This window comes from Nitratireductor indicus C115 (assembly GCF_000300515.1).
In the GTDB taxonomy this organism is placed as follows: Bacteria; Pseudomonadota; Alphaproteobacteria; order Rhizobiales; family Rhizobiaceae; genus Nitratireductor; species Nitratireductor indicus.
Window position 1 is genome coordinate 195986 of the sequence record NZ_AMSI01000009.1, and the last position, 22640, is coordinate 218625.

A 22640-nucleotide genomic window follows, 5' to 3' on the forward strand; every position below is an offset into this window, starting at 1 on the left:
TATGCAACGTCAGGCTGGTCTGCCCGGAGGAGAGGCGCAACCAGGCTGCCGCAGGCTGCGTCGGTATGAAAGAGCGAACCCGTTGCTTTCTTGTTTAGAGAAGTGAATCCGCGGCCATCCGGTTAACCTGCTCTTTAGAGCAGTCGGCTAAACAATGCTTTCAAACAACATTTGAAAGCCGAGCTGATCTAACATGGCAAACAGAGCGGGCAATGGACTTGAGTTCCGGGTGCGCGCCGATCAGCTGGAAGATCTCAAGGCCGGTTTATATTTCTCACTCCCCATCAGCACTGCGCTTTCGGCGCTCATTCTGGCGGTGGAACTGAACGCGGGCGACGGGGCAAATGTCCTTGTCTGGTTCGCGGTCGTCAATATCATCAATGTTGCGCGCATCATCATTGCCCGTTTCTGCCCCGCCAGCCCTGCCAGGGATGCATCCGACTGGTTGCGGATTTACGGCATCCTTGCGTTCTTCTCGGGCGTGGCCTGGTCTTTCATCGCCTATCTGACGGCGGGCTTCACGGCTCCGGAATCGACGGTGCATCTGCTCATTCTCGCCGGCATCTCGGCTGGAGCCGTGGTCTACGGCGTCTCCTACGCGGTTTCGCCGATCAGTTTCATCACCCCGCCGCTTCTGATCACAGCGGCGTGCCTCGCAACGAAGGGAACCGTTGGCGACAGCGTTCTCGCCTTTGCGGTGCTTCTGTTTCTTGCCGGCCTGTTCCGGGGTGTTTTTCTCGGGCAGGCGCGGTTTCTCGAGACCAGCCGGTTGCGGCACGAGGCGGAGCGCGGCGCGGCTGAGATGGAGCGGATTTCGCGAGAAGACCCTCTGACCGGCATGCTCAACAGGCGAGGGCTGGAACATGCCATCGAATCCTTCAACGGCGTCAAAGGACCCTTCATCGCCATCCTGATGGACCTCGACGGGTTCAAATCGGTCAACGATACCTACGGTCATAAGATCGGCGATCAGCTTCTTACCGAAATCTCCCTCCGGATCAGGGAGGAAGCCGGACCGGAAACGACCATTGCGCGGATTGGCGGCGACGAATTCGTTCTTCTGCTTCAAAGCCGTGCGGATGCGCCGGACCCGGCGGAACTGGTTACCCGGCTTATCTCAAGGGTCGCGAGCCCCTATCCCGGCATTGCATCGATCAGGATCGGTGCTTCGGCGGGCATCTATCGTGCCGAACGTCTGCGGCTGACGGAGATTTTGCTGCGTGCCGATATTGCGCTTTACACCGCAAAGCATCGCGGCCGAAATGAGTTCCGCGTCTTTGACGAGGAGCTGGAAGAGGAGTTGAAGCGGCGCCAGTGCATCGAACGTGATCTGCGCGCGGCAATCGAGACCGGCATGCTGGGCACGTGGTTCCAGCCCATTGTGCAGCTCGATACGGGCGCGGTGGTCGGCTTTGAGGCGCTTTTACGCTGGTGGCATCCCAGACTCGGCGCGATCGCACCGCCCGAAATCGTCGCGGCGGCTCGCCAGACGGGCATGCTCCAGCTTCTGACCGAGGCGGTGTTCAACAATTGCTGCGGCATGATGTGCAACCTGGCTGAAGCCAAATTTCACGGCATTCGGGTGGCCATGAATGTCTCCCCGCGTGAGCTCGAAGCCGGCAATATCGATGATCTCGTCCTCGATGGCCTGATGGCGCGAGGGTTGCCGCCTTCCATGTTCGAGATAGAGATCACCGAGGAAGCGCCGGTCGATCCCGACCGGGTGGACGAGAAGCTCGGTCGCCTGGCACATGCCGGCATCTCCATTGCGCTCGACGATTTCGGCACCGGCTTTTCAACCCTGGCCTCACTCAAGGACCGGCGCATCAGCAAGGTGAAGATCGACAAGGCGTTCGTGCGGGACCTGCCGAAATCCTCGGAGGACCAGCTGCTCGTGAAGGCGGTGATCGATATCGGCCGGGCGCTGGATATCGATGTCATGGCCGAGGGGGTCGAGACCGAGGCCATGCGCTCCGCGCTGCAGTCGCTCGGCTGCCGAATGGCGCAGGGCTATCTCTTTTCCAAGGCTCTTCCTGCAGCGCAGGCGCTCGATCTCCTGCAAGAAGAGCGTACCCGGCGGCGCAACAGCTCGCAATTGTGCTGAACGCCGCTTCGCGTTCTGGCGTATGCCAAGTGAGCTTGGTGGACGGAGGTGCGTTTATTGCTCGGGCTTATTGCCGGCACGCGCCGCGTGATAGGCAAGATCTATGCTGCCTTCCTCGGCCTTGTGGAAGTATTGCGAGCAAACCAGCCAGCCTTTCAGCGGTCTCAGCAATGCAAGACAGCTCAGGATCGTCAGGGGAACAGTCGTGAAAACGTGAACCCAAAGGGGAAGAGCGAAGCGCGTCTGAAACCATACGCCGAAAGCCAATGCCGGAACGGCGGCGATGGTCATCGCGAAAAAAGCCGGGCCGTCGGCAGGGTCTGCGAAAGAATAATCGAGACCGCAAACCTCGCATTTCGGAGCCAGTTTGAGATAACCCTTGAAAAGATGCCCTTCCTGGCAGTTGGGGCAGCGGCCGAGGATGCCGGTTTTCATCGGATTGTCGGTCGGGACGTAGATTTGTTCGGACATGGCTGAACTCCTTCCCGTCTGAAATGAACAAGCCACACCCGGATTCCAATGTGTCATTTGATCACGCGGCCAAAAGTCTTGGTCTCGTGCGCAGGCCGCGTGAAATCGCGTGTTCCAGCAAATAACGGAAGGTCGAAGAGCTTACCGGCCCTTGGAGTCTGGACGAACAATCGGGCTTATGTGGCCTTGCAAGGTTGTTTGAATTCAGTATTGTATACAAATATGTATGAAGAAGCCGTGGCTGATCGGCGTATCTGGGGGCGCTGCAATTCATGAGCGAGCACAAGATCGAAACCGTGCGCGTGCATCTGGTGACCGTTCCGACGAGAACCGTTCATTCCCATGGGTCGGGGGATGTTGGGGCGATCCGCTCCGTTCTTCTGGAACTGGTGACCGATACCGGGCTTACCGGTTGGGGCGAAGCCTCCCCCTGGCCGGTTTTCACCGGTACGGTGGAGGCCAATGCGGCGGCCATGCACGGGTATTTCGCACCTTATCTGCGCGGCCGCGACCCGGTTCAGGTGGAAGTTTTGATGAACGCGGTCGAGAAGATTCTTGTCGGCCATCACGAGGCAAAGGCCGCACTGGAATGTGCGCTCCTCGATCTGACAGGCCAGATCTGCGGGCTGTCGATTGCCGAACTGGTCGGCGGCCGTCACAGGGAGGCTATTCCTCTGAGCTTTTCGGTGGCAAATCCCGATTTCGGCAAGGACCTCGAAGACATTGCAGCCATGTGGGCGGATGGAGTGCGCCTGTTCAAGCTGAAGACCGGTTTTGCGGGTCACAGCTTCGATTTGATGCGGCTTGAGAAGTTGCGGGCGGTCTATGGCGACGAGATCGATCTGCGGATCGATTACAATCAGGGGCTGCCGGCGTTCGATGCGATCCGCCATGTGCGCGATCTGGAGCCTTTCCGGCCAACCTTCGTCGAGCAGCCCGTCAAGCGACATGAACGCGAGGCGCTGGCGGCGATCACGCGTAGCGTGGACGTGCCGATCATGGCCGATGAATCGGTGTTCGACCCCAAAGAGGCTCTTCTTGGCGCGCAGATGCGGCTCAGCGACGTGTTTTCACTGAAGATCATGAAGTCGGCCGGAATTCGCCGGGCGCTGGAGGTTGCGGCCATAGCGCGAGCAGCGGGCATCGAAGTCTATGGCGGTTGCATGTTCGAGACATCGATTGCCCATGCGGCGGGCGCACAACTGATGGCGGCGGTCCCCGACCTGCGGCTCGGCTGCGAGTTCTATATGTCGACCTACTACGCCGCCGATGACATCGCGCAGGACCCCTTCCCGGTGAAGGGAGGCTTGGTGCATGTGCCCAAAGGCCCAGGTCTCGGGGTTCGGCCCGACGCCGAGAAACTTGCCCGCTACCGTTCGGATCTTTTGATCTGAGGCTGAAAGTCGAACTTTTTCAATGCCTTTCCTGAAAATACAGGCAGGCGCTGGAAGAGGGCTTTTCATGAGTTCATAATTGTGTACAAATAAGAATACAAATAAGGAGAAGTGCCCATGCAGATCGTGTTCGTCGACGCCAATGAAACGCTTGGTGGGATCGCGACGCGATTGCGCGACGAAAGCTGGCCCTTGAAGATCAACCTGCAGCCAGACATAACGCCGGACCAGCTTCCAGCGGTGATCGGCGATGCGGAAGCGATCATCATCGATCACACGCATCTGCCGCTGGACATCGCCAGGGCGTGCCCGAAGCTCAAGCATGTCATCTTTCTTGGCACCGGCCCGCGCAGCTATATGGACCCCGATGCGCTGAAGGCGGAGCTCGGCATAGAGGTTCATATCATCAAGGGGTACGGCGACACGGCGGTGGCCGAGTTCGCCATCTCGCTCATGTGGACCGCTGCAAAGGGCATCGCGCTTATGGATCGCGGCATGCGTGAGGGCCAATGGCTGCGCACCGACGGCATGCAGCTTACCGGAAAGACCCTCGGGCTTATCGGCTTCGGGTCGATCGCCGCCGAGGTGGCGCGCATAGCCGGCGGCTCGGGCATGAAGGTCGTTGCCTGGAACCGGAGTCCGAAGAGCCATCCCGGCGTCGATTTCCTGTCGCTGGAGGAGGTGCTGGGCCAATCCGACGTCCTGTCGATCCATCTTCTTCTCACGGACGAAACGCGCGGCTTCCTGTCGGCGGAGCGCCTGGCGCAGATGAAGCCCGGTTCCATCCTGGTCAACACGGCGCGTGGGGCCATCGTCGATGAAGCCGCGATGATCGCCCGGCTCAAGTCGGGCGAGCTCAGGGCTGCTGGTCTCGACGTCTACAATATCGAGCCGATGCCCGCCGGACACGTGCTGACGACGCTGCCCAACGCGGTGCTCAGTGCGCACTCCGCTTTCCGCACGGCGGAGGCAAACGACAACCTGATCCTGATGGCTTTCGATCACTACAAGCGGGTTTCCGGCCTTGCAACGGTGCCCGCCTGAACCTGGAACCTCTTCGGGAAAGCATAGAACGATGACCATTGTTGCCGAAAGAACAGCCATCCGCAGGATCGACCAGAACCATCGGCGTTCGCGCGTGGTGGTGCATGGCGACACGATCTATCTCGCCGGCCAGTGCGGCGATGACATGACGGGGGATGCGGGGCAGCAGACCCGCGAGGCCCTTGCGCGGATCGACCGGCTGCTGGCCGAGGCGGGCAGCGACAATTCACGGCTGCTCTCCGTGCAGATCTGGCTGAGCGACATGGCCGATTTCGATGCGGTCAATGCGGTTTACGATGCTTGGGTGGTTTCAGGGGAGACGCCGGCGCGTTGCTGCGGCGAGGTCAAGCTGGCTGTCCCGGGCGCCCGTGTTGAAATCATCGCGGTCGCGGCGGCTTGAGGAGGTGGGCATGACGGGTGAAACATCGTTCCGCCGCGCGGCGCGCATTCAGGCCATCGCGGTTTCCGAGATTTTGCGCATCGGCGAAACGGCCCGGCGCATGAAAAGCGAAGGGCGCCCGGTCATCGTGCTCGGGGCCGGCGAGCCGGATTTCGATACGCCTTCATGGGTGAAGGAGGCGGCCAAGGCGGCAATCGACGCGGGCCAGACGAAATACACCGCGCTCGACGGTACGCCGGCAATGAAAGATGCCGTCATCGGGAAGTTCGAGCGCGAGAACGGATTGCGGTTCCGGCGCGACGAAGTGACCGTCGGCGCCGGCGCCAAGCAGATTCTCTACAATGCCTTCATGGCGACGCTCGATCCGGGCGATGAGGTCATTCTGGCCGCACCCTACTGGACGAGCTATGCGGACATCGTTGCGATTTCGGGCGGAGCAGTGGTTCCGGTCCGCGGCCGCCCGGAAACGGGACTGCGTCTCGATCCGGCGGACCTTGAAGCCGCAATAACGCCGCGGACGCGCTGGCTGCTTCTCAACAGCCCGTCCAATCCTTCCGGCAGTGCATATGATGCGGAGAGCCTCGGCGCCATACTGGACGTGATCGCCCGTCATCCGCAGGTCTGGCTGATGATGGACGACATCTATGAGCACCTGCTTTATGACGACCGCGCCTTTGTGACGGCGGCAGCACTTCGACCTGACCTTGCCAACCGCATCCTGACCATCAACGGCGTTTCCAAAGCCTATGCCATGACCGGCTGGAGGCTGGGTTACGGGGCGGGGCCGGCGGAGCTTATCGCGGCCATGGCCGTGGTGCAGTCTCAATCGACGTCCAATCCGAGCTCGATAAGCCAGGCGGCGGCCATTGCCGCTCTCGAGGGGCCTCAAGAGATACTGGCCGAGCGGCGGGCGGCCTTCCAGGCGCGCCGTGACCGTATCAGCGAGCGGCTCGACAATTGTCCCGGGATCACCTGCCGCAAACCCGAAGGCGCGTTCTATGTGTTTCCGGATTGCACGGGGCTGATCGGTGGCCGCACGGCCTCCGGGCGTGTGCTTGAGAACGATAGCACGGTCGCCCGCTGGCTGCTCGAGGAGCACGACGTTGCCGTGGTTCCGGGAAGCTGTTTCGGCCAGCCAGGCCATTTCCGTATCTCATATGCCGCCGCGCAGTCGGAACTCGATATGGCTTGCGACCGCATCGCCGCTGCCGTGGCGGATGTCGCGCCGGCAAGGGAACTCGCCTGATGAATGTATCCTTTCCTACTCTCACCCGCACGGCTGCCGAGGCGCTGGTCGACCAGCTGGTTCTGCAGGGCGTCGAGCGTGTGACCTGTGTTCCGGGGGAGAGCTATCTCGCCGTGCTTGATGCGCTGGTCGATACGGATATCGATGTCCTTACCTGCCGCAATGAGGGCGGTGCGGCGATGATGGCCGAAGCCGAAGGCAAGCTCACCGGACGGCCGGGCATCTGCATGGTGACCCGCGGACCGGGCGCCACCAATGCGGCTGCCGGCGTTCATATCGCGGCGCAGGATTCCACGCCGATGATCCTGTTCGTGGGGCAGATAGACAATCGCATGCGGGGCCGCGAAGCCTTTCAGGAACTGGATTATCGGGCGGTGTTCGGCTCGGTCGCCAAATGGGTTGCCGAGATCGATCATCCCGAGCGGATGAGCGAGATGGTGGCGCGCGCGTTCCGCGTCGCCATGCAGGGGCGGCCAGGACCGGTGGTGCTGGCCCTGCCGGAGAACATTCTGAGCGAACCCTGCCCCTCGATTGGCATTCCGCGCATCGAGCCGGTGCGAGCGGCTCCCGATCCGCAAGCCATGGTTCAGCTGGGAGCGATGCTTGGTCAGGCCAAAGCACCGATTGCCATTGTCGGCGGTTCGGGCTGGACGCCGGAGGCGCGTCAGGATCTCGTCGATTTCGCCGAGCGGTTCGATCTTCCTGTGGCGACCTCCTTCCGCCGGGCGGATCGCTTTCCGCCACTGCACCGCTGTTACGCCGGCGACCTCGGCATTGGACCCGATCCAGCATTGAAGGCGCGGGTCGATGCCGCCGATCTCATCCTTCTCGTCGGCGGGCGCCTGTCGGAAATGCCATCGCTTTCCTACACGCTGCTCGGCGTGCCGAAAACGCAGCAGAAGCTCGTCCATGTTCATGCCGGAGCGGAGGAACTGGGCCGCGTCTATCAACCCGATCTCGCGATCCAGGCGTCGCCCGTAAGCTTTGCCGCTGTTCTGGAAGAGCTCGATCCTCCCGCGCATCGCCCCTGGGCCGGCGGGACGGAGCAAGCGCATGTGGCCTATCTGCGCTGGTCGGGGGAGCCGCGGGTGCTTCCGGGAGATTTCCAGTATGGCGAGGTGCTTGCCTGGATGGCGCGCGAACTGCCTGAGGACACGATCCTGTGCAATGGCGCGGGCAACTATGCGGGTTGGCTCGGGCGGCATTATCGCTACCGCGCGTTCGGTACGCAGCTTGCGCCCACTTCGGGTTCCATGGGGTACGGCGTTCCCGTCGCGGTCATGGCGAAGCGCATGTTCCCCGAGCGCCTCGTTGTCGCGGTTGCCGGCGACGGCTGTTTCCAGATGAACGGGCAGGAGTTCGCCACCGCCGTCCAATATGGCATCGCGCCGATCGTCGTCGTGATCGACAATTCCCAGCTCGGCACGATCCGCATGCACCAGGAACGCGAGTATCCCGGCCGGCGCAGCGCGACCGAACTCGTTAATCCCGATTTTGCGGCGCTGGCACGGGCATGCGGCGGACATGGCGAAACCGTGCGAAACACCGCCGAGTTCGCGCCGGCCTTCGAGCGGGCGCGCGCTTCCGGCAAGGCTGCTATCCTGCATTGCTTCCTGGATCGGCGCGCGCAGTCCCATGCGCGCGATCATCTCGCCGAGGCCGCTTCATGAGGTCCGACGCGGTCATCATCGGCGCCGGGGTGATCGGCGCGCAAACGGCGCTCCAGCTGCTGGACCGGGGCCTGACCGTCACGCTGGTGGATCCGGGTCCGCCCGGAGGCGAGCAGGCGGCCAGCTATGGCAATGCCGCCTGGCTGTCCTCCCATTCGGTCATTCCGCCGTCTTCGCCCGGCGTTTGGCGTCAGGTTCCACGCTGGCTGCGCGATCCGCTCGGGCCGCTGGCGGTGCGTCCTTCCTATTTGCCTCGCGCATTGCCGTGGTTGTGGCGCTATCTGCGTTCGGCTTCCACGCCCGCTAAGGTCGAGGCGATCGCGCGGGCGTTGCGCACCCTTTTGGTCGATGCGCCTGCCCTGCATGCCGAAGTCGCGGCGAAGGCGGGCCTCGCGCATCTGATCGATGCGAAAAGCGGCCTGATGCATGTCTATACCGACCGCGCGGGCTTCGAGGCCGAGGCGCTGGGCTGGCGTATCCGCCGCGACCTGGGCATCGTGTTCGAAGAGATCGAGAGCGAGGCGCTAGCGGAACGGCAGCCGGACCTGTCTCGCGAATACCGCTTCGGCGTCTTCGTTCCCGAGGCCGGGCATTGCCGTAACCCCGGCGCCTATGTCGCCGGGCTGGTCGCACACGCGGAATCCAGAGGCGCGCGGCGGATTGCCGCCAGGGCACTGGACTTTCGACATTCGGGCGGACGGCTTGGTGCAGTTGTCACAACCCAGGGCGAGATCGACTGCGGAACGGCCATCATCGCGGCGGGCGTGCGGTCGGGGCCGCTCGCGGCCAAGGCAGGCGACCGGGTTCCGCTCGACAGCGAGCGCGGTTACCACGCCATCGCCGAGGGCGACGGACCGGGGCCGACGACGCCAATCATGGTGGGCGACCGCAAGGTCGTGATCACAAGGCTGGAGCAGGGGGTGCGCTGCGCAGGCCAGGTGGAAATCGGCGGTATCGAGGCGCTGCCCGATTGGCGCCGCGCTGAAATTCTCAAAAGCCACCTCGTCGCCATGTTCCCCGGCATCGACACGAGCCGGATCCGGTTCTGGATGGGACATCGCCCGAGCACGCCGGACGGCATTCCCTGCATTGGCGCCGCTTCGGGCGTCGCTGGTGTGGTGCATGCCTTCGGGCATGGCCATATCGGCCTCGTCAGCTCGGCCCGCACCGGGCGGCTTGCGGCACAGCTGGCCACCGGCGAGGCGCCGGAAATCGATCTCACTCCCTTCAGCGCGCAAAGGTTTTCCTGATGCCAGACCAGACAAAACCGTGCCAGACAAATCCATTCGGTTCGCCGGGGACCAATATCGCGCGTGGCGGTAAATCGCTCTACGGCGCGCCACTCGGCATCCTGATGCTCGAAGCGCGTTTTCCAAGGGTGCCCGGCGATATGGGCAATGGCCAGACCTGGCCTTTTCCCGTGCTCTATCGGGTGGTGCGCGGGGCGAGCCCGGATCGCGTCGTGTGCAATGCCGCTGAAGGGCTTCTCGACGCGTTCATCGAAGCGGCCCGCGATCTCGTTGATCTGGGAGCCGAGGCGCTGACGACAAATTGCGGCTTCCTCTCCATCTACCAGCGGGAACTGGCAGAAGCGGTGAAGGTTCCGGTTGCCACGTCATCCATGATGCAGGTGCCGTGGGTGCAGGCCACGCTTCCGCCTGGACAGCGGGTCGGTATCGTCACCGTGAACTCCTCAGGTCTGACACCCGCGCATCTTTCGGCCATCGGTGTACCGGCCGATACGCCGGTGCGCGGGACCGAAAACGGGGTCGAATTCTTCCGCACGCTGATCAAGGCAGAGAAGACCGATCTCGATCTGGCCCTTGCCTGTCAGGATGTGGTCGGCGCTGCGTGCGAGCTTGTCGCGGCGCATCCCGAAGTGGGAGCCATCGTTCTGGAATGCACCAATATGCCGCCCTATGCGGCAGCCGTGCGGGAAGCGACCGGGCGTCCCGTCTACGACATCTATTCGCTGGTGACCTGGTTTCACGCGGGGCTGCGGCCCCAAACCTTCTGATCTCGGATGTGTGCCGATGTGGTAATGACCGCAGACATCCAACCGAGGAAGGATCGCATGGAAACACAAACAACATCCGCATTGGCCTATGAGGCCCTGCGCAAAAGAGTTCTGACCTTCGACCTGGTTCCGGACCAGAAGCTCAACGAAGTCGAGCTTGCGGACCAGATGTCCATCAGCCGCACGCCCCTGCGCGAGGCGCTGAACAGGCTCACCGCCGAAGGCATATTGCGCCGCGCCGGGCGCAGTTTTCAGGTGCCAGGGCTCAACCCGGCCGATGTCCGCGCGTTGTTCGAAGCACGGATAGAGGTCGAGGCCTCGATTGTACGGCTCGCTTGCCAGAGGGCCAGCGACGACGAGCTGGAAGCGATGGCCGTGTTTCTCGACGGGTCGGTGCGTGAATCTCCCGATGCTTCCATCGACCGGCTCGTGGAACTCGACTGCCGGTTTCACGAAGGTATCGCGCTTTTGGCCAAGAACACCGAATTGCTGCGCATTCTCAAGAATCTAAACGACCGTATCCATCTGATCCGATGGATCGCGATGGAAGGCAAACGCGACAATACCCAAAGCGAGCATCGCAGCATTCTCGACCGGCTTCGCGCACGCGATGCAGCGTCGGCGGAAAGATTGATGCGGGAACACATCCTGCATCGCAACGATGAGATCCTCACGGCGATCAGGCAGGCCTATGCTCACGTGCATACGAAGCATTTCGCGGAAGAGGGCGGATAGCCAAACCCCCGGGACCGGAGGCCCGGTCCACAACCTTCAGAGAGGCAATCATGATAAGAACGACCTTCCTCGGACTCTTCTTAGGCTTCGGCCTCACCGCAACGGCGGGCGCCCAGACCATCGAATGGACTGCCGGCCAGGTTGGCGGCGGCTGGTTCGGCCAGGCATCCGGCATGGCCGCGATGGTGCATGAAAGCGATCCCAACGTCACCATTCGCGTGGTGCCCGGCGGCGGCACGGCCAACCCCACGAAGGTGCAGAACGGTACAAGCCAGATCGGCACCGGCCTCGATATCTTTCTGAAGGCTGCCTATGACGGCACCGGCATCTATGAGGGCAAGCCGCACGACAAATTGCGCCTTATCGGCATGTCCTTCTCCGACATCTACCTGCATATGGTTGTGGCCAAGAATGCGCCGATCCAGGACATGGACACGCTGTTCAAGGAAGGCAAGGACATCTCCATCGCTGTGACGAAGGTGGGTTCCTCCGACGAGCAGACCTTCCGCTATCTGATGGAACATTACGGCACGTCCTATGACGACCTGAAAAGCCGCGGCTGGAAGCTGAATCTCGTCGAATACTCGACCGCTGCAAGCCAGTTCGGCGACGGTATTGTCGATTACGTGTTCAATGCGCTGGGTATTCCCGGTGCAGCCATCGTGGAAGGCATGCAGGCACGTCCGGCGACGATCATGCCCTTCCCGGAGGCGACACTTACGGCAATGGGCGAGAAATTCGGCTATGGGCACAAGACGCTGGCAGCCGGGACCTATCCCGGACAGGACAGCGATGTGCCGACACTGATCATGGCAACGGCGCTGATGGCAAGCTCCGATCTTTCGGAGGACGTGGCTTATCAGATGATCAAGACCTTCTGCGAAAAGCCGGAAGGGCTTGCGGCCATTCATGCCTCCATTGCCGTGTTCGATTGTGCGACGGCTGCCGGCACGAAGCCTGCACCGCTTCATCCCGGTGTTGAAAAATACCTGAAGGAGCGGGGCTTCATGTAAGCCCTGCGATGGCGGGCAGGCCAGTGCCTGCCCGCTCTCTCATTCTGAAATCATTGGCCTGCCATGGCGGCAGGCCTCACCTTCCGGACAACGCCTGGCCAGGAGTGTCACATGCGCAAGCTGACCAGACACTGGAGCCTTGTCGTCGCGGTTTGGGCCGCGCTCGGCACGATTTTCCAGCTTTATACGGCGTGGATCGGCTTTCTGCCGCCGCGTGAGCAGCGCTCGCTTCACCTGTTCTTCTTTCTGTCGCTCGCCTTCCTGCTTTATCCTGCACGGGCATCGGGGCGCGATCGCGATCCCACACTGCTCGACATCGGGATGATGACGATCGCGCTCGTTGCCTGTTTCAACTCCTATTGGAACGCGTTCGATTTCAACATGCGGCTGGAGGGCGTCTCACCGGTCGAGACCAAGGAACTGATCCTCGGCGGCCTGATGATCGTGGTCGCACTGGAGGCCATCCGTCGTGCGGTGACGCCCGTCCTGACCTACATGATCCTGCTGGCCTTTCTCTATCTCTTCACCTCGGAATATTGGCCGGGCATGATGAACTATCGGAACATGCCGTATTCCGAGATCATCGACATCATGTATCTGGGCAACGACCAGGGCATGTTCGGAACGCTGACGGGAATTTCCACCAGCATGGTGGCGATTTTCATCGCCTTCGGGGCTGCTGTCGAGCAGCTCGGCCTGGGGCGTCTGTTCAACTCGTTGGGTTCGCGCATTGCGGGCCGGCAGGTGGGCGGGCCCGGCAAGGTGGCAGTCATCACATCCGCATTGTTCGGATCGATCTCCGGTTCGGCCACGGCAAATGTCTTCTCCACGGGTTCCTTCACCATCCCCATGATGAAACGGATCGGCTATCGCCCCAATTTCGCTGGCGGCGTCGAGACGGCTGCCAGCGTCGGCGGCCAGCTCATGCCGCCCATCATGGGTGCGGGCGCCTTCGTGATGGCTGAATTCACAAACATCGCCTATATCGAGATCGTCAAGGCGGCCGCGCTCGGTGCTATCTGCTACTTCCTGATGCTGCTCATCACCGTGCATCTGACAGCGAAGCGGCAGGGTCTCAAAGGGCTCGACGAGGCGGATATCCCCACCTGGCGCGATGTGCTTCGCGATGCGCATCTGGTGCTGCCGATCATCGTGCTCGTGGTGATGCTCACCATGCGCTTCAGCCCTCATATGAGTGCGCTCGGCTCGATCATCGCCACCGTTCTTGTCGCCTGCCTGCGACGCCATACCTTTCCGACGCCAGCCATCATCTGGAACATGCTGGTCAGCGCGGGTTTCAACACCGTCATCGTCGCGCTTGCCTGTCTTGGGGCAGGCATGATCGTCGCTGCCCTCACGGTGACCGGCCTCGTGATCTCCATCGGCGGCCTGATAACCTCGCTGGCGCACGGATCGCTCGTGATGGCGGGCATCCTGATCATGTTCACCACGCTGATGATGGGGATGGGGCTTCCCACCACCGCAGCCTATGTGATCACCGCGTCGATCAGCACCCCCATTTTGACTGCGGAGTTCGGCGTTCCGACGCTCTCGGCGCACCTCTTCGTGTTCTACTTCGCCATTCTGGCGGATGCGACGCCACCGGTGTCGATTGCCTCCTATGCTGCGGCATCGATTTCGGGAGGATCGCCTCTGGCAACGGGCGTGCATGCGATCCGAATGGCTGTCGCGGGCTTCATCGTCGCCTTTTCCTTCCTCTTCTCACCCGGCCTGCTGATGACCGGGACGATCAGCGACACGATCGGACAGGGAATTCTTGTCATCGGATCGCTTATTGCCATTGCTGCCGGCTTTACGGGCTATCTGCGAGACCGGCTCGTCCTCCCGCTGCGGGTCGTGGCATGCGTGGGGGGTGCTTCGATCGCACTCAGCCACAATCTGGATATGGCGGTACGGATCGGCGGATTGGCGGTGCTTCTTGCCCTGCTCGTCGCTGTGCCAAGGTTCTGGCAGGCGCCCGTGCCTGGAAAACCGGAGGAGGCAAGCCGTTGACCCAGGTCGCCATATTGGGAGCCGGGGCTGGCATTGGCGCCGCCCTGGCGCGCCGCCTTGCCGGCCCGGGCCAACGCCTGATCCTTCATACGGGAAGCAGGGCTGCCTCGCTCGACGCGGTCTCGCGGGATTGCGTGGAGGCGGGCGCTGAAACCAGGACTTTCCTCGGCGATCTTGCCGAGGAAGAAACCATGAACGGTCTCAGAAATGCCTTCGAAGGCTCAGCACCGCTCGATGCGCTCGTGTTTGCCGCCGGATATGCACGACGTTCGACCTATGAGGGGGCTTCAGAAAAGGATTTGTTGGCGGCGCTTCTGGCCATGCCGGTGGCGTTCCACCGTGCGGCGCGCTGCTGCCTTCCGTATCTCGCGAAGGGGCATGGCCGGATTGTCTGCATCTCCGCTTTCGGGGCGCATCGGACGCGCCAGGTCCGCTTTCCCGCAACAGCGCCGGCAAAGGCGGCGCTGGAAGCGCAGATCCGAACACTGGCCGCGGAAGCCGCTCCTTACGGGATCACCTGCAATGCGGTGGTGCCCGGCCTCATCGCGAAGCCGAAAGGCGCACATTCCTCGCTGACCGAAGACGAGTGGGCAGAACTCCGGTCCGCCATTCCAGCCGGTCGCTTCGGCGATGCGAATGAAGTTGCCGCGGTGATCGCCTTCCTGCTCTCACGGGAGGCGGGCTATATCACCGGGCAAAGCATTCATGTCGATGGCGGGCTTACCCTTTGAAGCGGCCGCTCAGTTCGCGCTGCTCAGGCGCGATGGCTTGCCTGCCGCCAGGTCGCGTGCCTGGATCACCCACTCGTCGCGGGTGACGCGGCCCTTGAAGCCTTCGAGGTTCTCGTCGACCCAGGCGATTTCGGAGGCGGTCCATTCCGCGATCTGATCGAAGTGGAAATAGCCGAGCTTGTGGCACAGTTCCTCAAGCACTGGCCCGACACCCTTGATGAGCTTCAGATCGTCTGGCTTGCCCGAACGTGGGGCTTTCAGCGATGCCGGACGGGACATTTCGACAGGGGCAGCAAGCGGAGCGGGCTCCGACATCTCCTTTTCGGCCAGCGCACTTTCCAGTTCGGCGACCCGCTCGGAAAGCTTCTGGCCCTGCTTGCCGCAGGCCTCGAGTTCCGCGCGGAGCCGTTCGGTTTCCGACTGGTCCGTAATCACCTCGGTGCGTTGCCGCGCCCAGATCAACCAGCCAGCAAACAGGCCGAGCAAGGCAGCCAGAAGCAGAAGCCCCCAAATCTCCGAAAGCAGAAAACCCCAGTTCTGAAACATCCTATCAATCCCTTATTGCGGCTGCGCCATCGGGCCGCCGCGACTGCCTGTGTTCGGTTTGGCTGCGGGTCGAGAAGCCGCTTCGCCGACCCGCATTCGCATGTGGTTTATCTCAATCAGTCCAGGTGACCGTGGTGCGGCGGTTTTTTGCGCGTCCCTGTTCGGTGCCGTTGTCGGCAATGGGCTTCGACATGCCATAGCCGCGCATGTTCAGTCGATCCGCGGCGACACCGCGCACGATCAATTCCCGGCCCACTGCTGTGGCACGCCGCTGGCTCAGATCGAGATTGGCTGCCTCGTCTCCGACATTGTCGGTGTGCCCGCCGATTTCGGCCTTCAATCCAGTTTCTTCCGAACATTGCACCATGAAGCGCGCAAGCTCGTTGATTGCTCTTACCGCGCCGGTGTCGAGCTTGTCGGACGCGGTGACGAAGTTGATGGAGATACGGTCGAGCACGTCATCGGCTGCAGCCTGGCATCCGGCGCGGTCGGTGCGGATTTCCGGCAGCGCAAGCCAGAAGCCACCCATATAACGCTGGGTCATGCGGCTTGCCGCGTTGACCCGCGTCGCGCCATTCGAGCCCTCGGGCGTTACGACGGAAACCTCGGTGGCAAGACCGCTTCCGGCGAGCTCCTTCTTCAGCATATCTGCGTCGACATCGCCCTGCACCTCAATCCTGGCTTCACGCATTTCCGGAGAGACATCGAGCGTGAGGCGTTCGACGCGGTCGAGCCAGCCGCGGAGCGTTGCAAGGAAGTTCATGTCTTCCGCTCCGCTCTCGTCTATCTGTGTCGGCGTTCCGGCGATGCCGTCCAGACCCAGCGCCCCGGCGAGCGCCTCGGCGTTCATTCCGGCTGGCAATGCGCCCGAGACGGTCGCGCCAGTTGCCGCGTCATATTCCAGATGCCAACCGGCGGGTTGTCCTCTGTCCGGCTTCAGGATCATCTGCGTCACCATCTCCGCAGGCAATTGCGAAAGTGCTTTTTCCGCCATCGCATAATCTTCAGCGCTTGCTGCTTCGCCGACGATGGTCAGCTTGCCGTCCGCGAGGGTCATCTGCCCCTTCCTGAGAAAGCCGAGCACCTCGACCCCGGCACGCGCCAGTTGTTCCCAGTTTTCCGGGGCGCCCGATGCAAGCTGCAGCGAACCGGCGCCATTCGCGATGCCCAATGCCGCTCTGGCGCTTTCGCTTGGCACATATCCGCCGAGGGCAAGCGGCGCATCGGGGCTCTCTTTCGTGACCTGTGTCGTGAAGGGGGAGACCTTCTCAAGAACGCGCAGATTTTCCGTGACCACGCGGCGTCCTTCAACAGCGTCGAGCGCTGCCAGAATATGCTCCTTCTCGCCGGTGTTGTCGGCGACACCGGAAACATGAATGTCGCGTCCCGATACCCCGATCTCCAGGGGATGCACGGTTTCCCCAACGGCTTGGGCAGCCCCTTCGCCAATCATGGTCTCCATGCGTACGGCATTGTGGCCTTGCGCCCAATAGCCCAAACCGACGGTGCCGAGAGACAGCACCACAACACCCAGAATTGCCCGCATATCCTGCCTGCCTAACCTAGCGAAAACCCTCAATAAACCGGCCCATGCGCGAAGAAAAGAAGCTATCGGGCGCCAGATGCGGCCAAACGATCAAAGACGGAATGCGGCTATCGTTGCCAGCTGCATTTGTTGCTTAAAGATCAGGAAGATGCACGTGAAGCGTGTAATCTGGAAGGCTTTTGCTGCCAATCGTTTGTTGTGCAATTAGGTTGTTGAAAAAGCGAAAACCGGGAGCGATCTGCCGCATCGGCTGGTTGCGCTCGCTGAGCGCACCGTCATTTCTCCGATGTAGCAATTGGCATATGATGCTCGGATATCGGGGGCGGATATCGAGGGCATATATGATTTTGAAGCGATCGGAATGGCGAAGAAGCATTGCTGCCGTGCTTGCCCTTGCGCTTTTCCCGGCCGTGGCGTTGTCCGCCGAAGGGGAGGTGGAAAAGATCGAGCCGCAGTCGCTGATCACTTCCATTTGCAGCCTGATCGAAACGCATGCCGGCAAGCAGGGGCTGGAAGCGCCTTTTTTGGCACGGCTTCTATGGAAGGAAAGCCGTTTCAATCCGAATGCGGTCAGCCCCAAGGGTGCGGAAGGCGTAGCGCAATTCATGCCGGGCACGGCGTCGCTTCGGGGACTTCAGGACGCCTTCGATATCGAGCAGGCCATTCCGGCCGCTGCCGCCTATCTTTCGGAACTGGAGCGGAAGTTCGGCAATCTCGGGCTGGCTGCCGCTGCCTATAATGCGGGGGAAAACCGTATCGCACGATGGCTCGGCGCCGGCGGATTTCTGCCCCTCGAAACGGAAAATTACGTGCTCTCCATCTTCGGGGAGCCGGTCGATAATTTTTCCGACAGGGAGCATCGACCGCGTATTGCGCCGCTCGATGCTGACAAGTCCTTCAAGGAAGCCTGCCAGCAATTGCCGGTGACAGCGCGGGCCGTGATCGCGATGGCAAGTGTGCCGTCCCAGCCCTGGGGCGTGCAGGTTGCCGGGCATTTTCGGCGCGACGTGGCCATTCGGCTCTGGCAGCAGGCCAAGCGACGCAACGCGGCTTTGCTTGCCGGCCACGAGCCCGTCGTCAGCCGGGTTCGCTCGCCGCGCGGTTGGCGCGGCATCTATGCGGTGCGGATCGGGGCGAAGAGCAGGGAAGAGGCGGGCCGTCTTTGCGAGCGGCTCTACAAGGGCGGAGTGCCCTGCATCGTGCAGCGCAACCGGTGACCCTGGCTCCGCGCACTGAAAAAGGCCCGGGACCGAGCCCCGGGCCTGATGATAATCCGGTCTGAAAATCCGGTGGCCAGTCTGAAAAAGCGGCTGGTCGGTTCGTGAAATCAGCTGGCGTTGGAAGCGCTGCGGCTTACCAGCTCCGGCTGGCCGTTCGCACCCACCACATAGAGCTCGAGGTAATCGGTACCGTTCGAGGTAAAGCTGTGCTGGATCACGGAACCCACGGGGCTCTTTGCAAGAGCCTGAGCATGCGGAGCATCGTAAGTGATGCTTCCCTTGATGGGCTCGATGGCGAAAGCAGGGGCAGCAACCAGCGACGAAAGAGCAATCGCATAAATAACAGACTTCATTTCCAATACTCCATATATATTATGCTTGTACTCTCAGCGAAATATGCCAAGCAGTACATCAAGTTACAGCCTGACACTGAACCTTGGCTGTGTCGGATATCTAGGAGCTGGGGTTCTTCCCGGTTAGATCGGGAATTTGAAACAGAGCGTTCAAGAATGCTGGAATGTTACGATCTCCCCTGAGCGTGAGGGCAGGTCGCGACATTGCGAATGTCGGGGCAAATGACGCTTGAAATCCGAGGTGCGTTGAATCGCCCCTTTTTGGACATTCGTATTGACACTGAAACATATGTTCAATAAGCCTCTGATCGAGGAAACGTCCATCTGGGAGAATGGCGAAAATGCCTACCAATGTTGCACTTACGGGTCTGGCCCGGGATCTCGAAGACCGCGCCAAATCCGGTAAGCCGATTCGCATCGGCCTCGTCGGTTCCGGTGAAATGGGAACCGATATCGTCACCCGCGTGGCCCATATGCCGGGCATCGAGATCGGCGCCATTTCGGAGCTGAACCTGCCCGCGGCCAGCCGCGCCGTGGATATTGCCTATCAGGAAAAAGGCCATGCCAAGGAGGCGGACAGCCAGTCCGCCATGACCGCGGCCATGGAGAGCGGCAAGGTTGCCGTCACCAACGACGCCGATCTTCTGATCAACAATGAGCTGATCGATGTGGTGATCGATGCGACCGGTGTCCCGGCCGTCGGTGCCGAGATCGGGCTCAGGGCCATGGAACACGGCAAGCACCTCGTCATGATGAATGTCGAGGCGGACGTGACCATCGGGGCCTATCTGAAGAGCGAAGCCGAGCGCCTGGGCGTTACCTATTCGCTGGGTGCGGGCGATGAGCCCTCTTCCTGCATGGAGTTGATCGAGTTCGTTTCAGCCATGGGGCATCCGATCGTGGCTGCCGGCAAGGGCAAGAACAACCCGCTCAATATCGATGCCATTCCAGACGACTATATGGAAGAAGCCAAGCGTCGGAACATGAATGTCCGGATGCTGGTCGAGTTCGTCGACGGGTCCAAGACCATGGTCGAGATGGCGGCAATCGCCAACGCAACCGGTCTCGTTCCCGACAAGCCGGGCATGCACGGTCCGGCAGCGACGCTGGACCAGCTTTCCTCCGTTCTCATTCCCGAGAAGGATGGCGGTGTCCTGTCGCGTGTCGGCGTTGTCGATTACTCCATCGGCAAGGGCGTGGCGCCGGGCGTGTTCGTCGTGGCCGACATGTCGCATCCGCGCATCTCGGAGCGCATGGAAGACCTGAAGATGGGCAAGGGTCCGTACTTCACGTTCCATCGCCCCTATCATCTGACCTCGCTCGAGGTTCCGCTGACCTGCGCCCGCGTGGTGCTTTATGGCAAGGCGGACATGGTGCCGCTCGACAAGCCGGTGGCTGAGGTCTGCGCCGTGGCGAAGAAGGATCTGCAGCCGGGCGACAAGCTCGATGCCATCGGTGAATATTGCTACCGCGCCTGGATCATGACCGCGCCGGAAGCGCGGGCGGCGAAGGCTATCCCCTGTGGTCTGCTGCAGGGCGGCACGGTCAGCAAGCCCGTCAAGAAGGGCGAACTCATCACTTTCGACAACGCAGCACCGCCCGCCGGTTCCAAGATCGCGGAACTCCGCGCCCGGCAGGACAAGCTCGTTTACGGTACGACAGGAGCATAAAGATGGCCGGCAAAGCCAAGACAGGCGCCGCGGCAAAGAAGGACGGCGCCAACCTGCCCTTCTTATATCAGCATTACGATCACGAGACGCTGCGCGGCGCGTTGCGCAAGATGTATCTGATCCGCCGGTTCGAAGAGGGCGCCGAGGAAAGCTATATGCGCGGCCTCATCCACGGCACGATGCATCTTTCCATCGGTCAGGAAGCATCGGCCATGGGCATCTGCCTCGGGTTGACGGATGACGATCAGATCACCTCCACCCACCGCGGCCATGGCCATTCCATCGCCAAAGGTGCGGATGTATCGCGCATGTTTGCCGAGTTCTTCGGCAAGACCACGGGCTATTGCCGAGGTCGCGGCGGTTCCATGCATATTGCCGATGTGACCAAGGGCAATCTGGGTGCAAACGGCATCGTGGCGGGTGGCATTCCGATTGCGGTCGGTGCGGCGCTGACGGCCAAGAAGATGAAGAACGGCAAGGTCGTCGTCTCCTTCTTCGGCGACGGGGCCAATAATGAAGGTGCTTTCCACGAAGCGCTCAACATGGCTTCCATCTGGAAGCTGCCGGTGGTCTTCGTCTGCGAGAACAATGGCTACGGCATGTCGACCTCGGTTGCCCGCGCAACGGCGGTGAAGAACATCGCCGACCGTGCAGCGGCCTATGCTATGCCGGGCGAAATCGTCGACGGCAATTCGGTTGCCGACGTGGCTGCCGCAGCGCACCGCGCCATCGAGCGCGCCCGCAACGGTGAAGGTCCGAGCCTGATCGAGTGCAAGACCTACCGCTATCGCGGCCACTCGAAGAGCGATCGCAACCGCTATCGCACGAAGGAAGAGATCGAGGAGTGGATGACGCAGCGCGACCCGATCGAACATTTCGAGGAAGAGCTTCAGGAGTTCGGCGTGATCGATCTCGCCGGTATCGAAGCCATTCGCGAGGATGTCGCCAAGGAGATCGCCGCAGGGATCGAGTTCGCCAAGGAGAGCCCGATGCCCGACGTCGCCAATCTTGAGAAATACGTGTACACGGAGCAGGCGTAATGGATGCGCAGGTCGAGACAGCTTCGCGCGAACTGAGCTACGCGCAGGCCATCCAGGAGGCGATGGCCATCGCCATGGAGCGCGATGAGCGCGTTTTCCTGATGGGTGAGGACATCGGCGTCTATGGCGGCGCCTTCCAGGTCACCGGCGATCTGGTCGAGCGCTTTGGCACCGACCGCGTTATGGACACGCCGATCTCCGAGCTTGGCGGTGCGGGCGTTGCCGTCGGGGCGGCCGTGACGGGAACGCGTCCGATCTTCGAGTTCCAATTCTCCGATTTCGCCACTCTGGCGATGGAGCAGATCGTCAACCAGGCGGCAAAGATGCGCTACATGCTGGGCGGTGCGGTTTCCGTTCCGGTCGTCATGCGCTTTCCGGCCGGTTCCGGCACGGGCGCGGCGGCACAGCACAGCCAGAGCCTCGAGGCATGGCTCGGTCATGTTCCCGGCCTGAAGGTCATCCAGCCGGCAACGCCGCATGACGTCAAGGGCATGCTGCTTGCCGCGGTGGAAGATCCCGATCCCGTGATGATCTTCGAGCACAAGCTCCTCTACAAAATGAAGGGCGAGGTTCCCGAAGGCTATTATACGGTGCCCATCGGCAAGGCCGAAGTGCGCCGTCAGGGTGCCGACCTCACCATCGTCGCCACCTCCATCATGGTGCACAAGGCGCTGGATGCCGCCGAGCAGCTGGCGGCCGAAGGCATCGACGTCGAGGTCGTGGACCTGCGCACGGTGCGCCCGATGGACCGTGAGACCATTATCGAGAGCGTTCGCAAGACCTCGCGGCTGATGTGCGTCTACGAGGGTGTGAAGACGCTGGGTGTGGGCGCGGAAATCTCCGCCATGATCGCCGAAAGCGAGGCGTTCGACTATCTCGACGCACCGATCGTGCGGCTGGGCGGCGCGGAGACGCCGATCCCCTATAACCCCGAGCTGGAAAAGGCCACGGTTCCGCAGGTGGACGGCATCGTCAAGGCGGCCCGCGACCTGGCCAAGGGAGCGCGCTGATATGCCGGTCGAGGTCATTCTGCCGAAGGTCGATATGGACATGTCGACCGGCCGCATCTCCTCCTGGGCGGTTGGAGAAGGCGACACCGTGAAAAAGGGCGATCTCCTGTTCGAGATCGAGACCGACAAGGCGGCGATGGAGATCGATGCTCCGGCGAGCGGCATCGTGCGCAACATCACCGGCAAGGAAGGCGTCGACATTCCCGTTGGACAGGCTGTGGCCTGGATCTACGAGGAAGGTGAGGCGGCTTCGGATGCGCCGGCAGCAGCTGCCGCACCCGCCGGGGCCGAGAAGCCTGTCGCGCCGGCAGCCGCTGCTCCTGCCAAGGTGGAAGCCGAGCCGGCGCCTGCCGCGGCGAAGCCGGCTGCAGTCGTGTCCAGCGATGGCGTGCGGGCCTCTCCGCTTGCGCGTCGCCT

At 61.9% G+C, this 22640-nt stretch carries 21 protein-coding genes; 17 read left to right on the forward strand and 4 right to left on the reverse strand.

Annotated features, from left to right (window positions below; genetic code table 11):
• The first annotated feature begins 193 nt into the window (after positions 1-193).
• On the forward strand, positions 194-2104 hold the full coding sequence (locus NA8A_RS14640; RefSeq protein ID WP_009451101.1) for a putative bifunctional diguanylate cyclase/phosphodiesterase: 1911 nt from the start codon (positions 194-196) through the stop codon (positions 2102-2104).
• A 54-nt stretch (positions 2105-2158) separates the two neighbouring features.
• On the opposite strand, the gene NA8A_RS14645 is transcribed toward NA8A_RS14640, so the two are convergent.
• Positions 2159-2575: a DUF983 domain-containing protein gene (locus NA8A_RS14645; RefSeq protein WP_009451102.1), complete on the reverse strand. Its 417-nt coding sequence runs from the start codon at positions 2573-2575 to the stop codon at positions 2159-2161.
• Positions 2576-2847: 272 nt separating this feature from the next.
• On the opposite strand from NA8A_RS14645, the gene NA8A_RS14650 reads away from it, so the two are divergent.
• The 11 genes from NA8A_RS14650 to NA8A_RS14700 all read left to right on the forward strand — a co-directional run bounded on the left by NA8A_RS14650 (position 2848) and on the right by NA8A_RS14700 (position 14838).
• On the forward strand, positions 2848-3969 hold the full coding sequence (locus NA8A_RS14650; RefSeq protein WP_009451103.1) for an enolase C-terminal domain-like protein: 1122 nt from the start codon (positions 2848-2850) through the stop codon (positions 3967-3969).
• Positions 3970-4086: 117 nt separating this feature from the next.
• Positions 4087-5013: an NAD(P)-dependent oxidoreductase gene (locus tag NA8A_RS14655; protein WP_009451104.1), complete on the forward strand. Its 927-nt coding sequence runs from the start codon at positions 4087-4089 to the stop codon at positions 5011-5013.
• Positions 5014-5044: 31 nt separating this feature from the next.
• Complete coding sequence (locus NA8A_RS14660; RefSeq protein WP_009451105.1) at positions 5045-5413, forward strand: RidA family protein; 369 nt, start codon at positions 5045-5047, stop codon at positions 5411-5413.
• Between the two features lie 10 nt (positions 5414-5423).
• Positions 5424-6659 carry a pyridoxal phosphate-dependent aminotransferase gene (locus tag NA8A_RS14665; protein ID WP_009451106.1) on the forward strand — a complete coding sequence of 412 codons (1236 nt, stop codon included), beginning with the start codon at positions 5424-5426 and terminating at the stop codon, positions 6657-6659.
• The gene (locus NA8A_RS14670; protein WP_009451107.1) at positions 6659-8329 is read left to right on the forward strand and encodes a thiamine pyrophosphate-binding protein; all 1671 of its coding nucleotides are present in this window, start codon (positions 6659-6661) and stop codon (positions 8327-8329) included. The genes NA8A_RS14665 and NA8A_RS14670 overlap by 1 nt, the downstream gene beginning before the upstream one ends.
• Complete coding sequence (locus tag NA8A_RS14675) at positions 8326-9579, forward strand: NAD(P)/FAD-dependent oxidoreductase (RefSeq protein ID WP_009451108.1); 1254 nt, start codon at positions 8326-8328, stop codon at positions 9577-9579. Before NA8A_RS14670 ends, NA8A_RS14675 begins: the two co-directional genes overlap by 4 nt.
• On the forward strand, positions 9579-10346 hold the full coding sequence (locus NA8A_RS14680; RefSeq protein WP_009451109.1) for an aspartate/glutamate racemase family protein: 768 nt from the start codon (positions 9579-9581) through the stop codon (positions 10344-10346). The genes NA8A_RS14675 and NA8A_RS14680 overlap by 1 nt, the downstream gene beginning before the upstream one ends.
• Positions 10347-10403: 57 nt before the next feature.
• Positions 10404-11081, forward strand: coding sequence for a GntR family transcriptional regulator (locus tag NA8A_RS14685; RefSeq protein WP_009451110.1), 678 nt, complete (start codon positions 10404-10406; stop codon positions 11079-11081).
• 50 nt (positions 11082-11131) lie between these two features.
• Complete coding sequence (locus NA8A_RS14690; protein ID WP_009451111.1) at positions 11132-12094, forward strand: TAXI family TRAP transporter solute-binding subunit; 963 nt, start codon at positions 11132-11134, stop codon at positions 12092-12094.
• Positions 12095-12205: 111 nt separating this feature from the next.
• Positions 12206-14107, forward strand: coding sequence for a TRAP transporter permease (locus NA8A_RS14695; RefSeq protein ID WP_009451112.1), 1902 nt, complete (start codon positions 12206-12208; stop codon positions 14105-14107).
• A complete protein-coding gene (locus NA8A_RS14700; RefSeq protein ID WP_009451114.1) occupies positions 14104-14838 on the forward strand; it encodes an SDR family NAD(P)-dependent oxidoreductase in 735 nt (244 codons plus the stop codon). The genes NA8A_RS14695 and NA8A_RS14700 overlap by 4 nt, the downstream gene beginning before the upstream one ends.
• A 9-nt stretch (positions 14839-14847) precedes the next feature.
• Here NA8A_RS14700 and NA8A_RS14705 read toward each other — a convergent pair whose 3' ends face one another.
• Complete coding sequence (locus NA8A_RS14705; protein WP_009451117.1) at positions 14848-15384, reverse strand: hypothetical protein; 537 nt, start codon at positions 15382-15384, stop codon at positions 14848-14850.
• Between the two features lie 112 nt (positions 15385-15496).
• Positions 15497-16930: an OmpA family protein gene (locus NA8A_RS14710; RefSeq protein WP_009451119.1), complete on the reverse strand. Its 1434-nt coding sequence runs from the start codon at positions 16928-16930 to the stop codon at positions 15497-15499.
• Between the two features lie 341 nt (positions 16931-17271).
• Between NA8A_RS14710 and NA8A_RS14720 the strand changes: the two genes are divergently transcribed.
• Positions 17272-18147, forward strand: a complete 876-nt coding sequence (locus tag NA8A_RS14720) for a lytic transglycosylase domain-containing protein (RefSeq protein WP_081581956.1) — start codon at positions 17272-17274, stop codon at positions 18145-18147.
• Between the two features lie 110 nt (positions 18148-18257).
• Here NA8A_RS14720 and NA8A_RS14725 read toward each other — a convergent pair whose 3' ends face one another.
• Positions 18258-18503, reverse strand: a complete 246-nt coding sequence (locus tag NA8A_RS14725; protein WP_009451123.1) for a hypothetical protein — start codon at positions 18501-18503, stop codon at positions 18258-18260.
• Between the two features lie 341 nt (positions 18504-18844).
• On the opposite strand from NA8A_RS14725, the gene NA8A_RS14730 reads away from it, so the two are divergent.
• The 4 genes from NA8A_RS14730 to NA8A_RS14745 form a co-directional block, all read left to right on the forward strand.
• Complete coding sequence (locus tag NA8A_RS14730; protein WP_009451124.1) at positions 18845-20173, forward strand: NAD(P)H-dependent oxidoreductase; 1329 nt, start codon at positions 18845-18847, stop codon at positions 20171-20173.
• A 2-nt stretch (positions 20174-20175) separates the two neighbouring features.
• Entirely contained in the window at positions 20176-21213 is a 1038-nt protein-coding gene (locus tag NA8A_RS14735) for a thiamine pyrophosphate-dependent dehydrogenase E1 component subunit alpha (protein ID WP_009451125.1), read from the forward strand.
• Positions 21213-22223, forward strand: a complete 1011-nt coding sequence (locus tag NA8A_RS14740) for an alpha-ketoacid dehydrogenase subunit beta (RefSeq protein WP_009451126.1) — start codon at positions 21213-21215, stop codon at positions 22221-22223. Before NA8A_RS14735 ends, NA8A_RS14740 begins: the two co-directional genes overlap by 1 nt.
• Position 22224: 1 nt before the next feature.
• The coding region (locus NA8A_RS14745) for a biotin/lipoyl-containing protein (protein ID WP_009451127.1) at positions 22225-22640 on the forward strand (416 nt) is incomplete at its 3' end.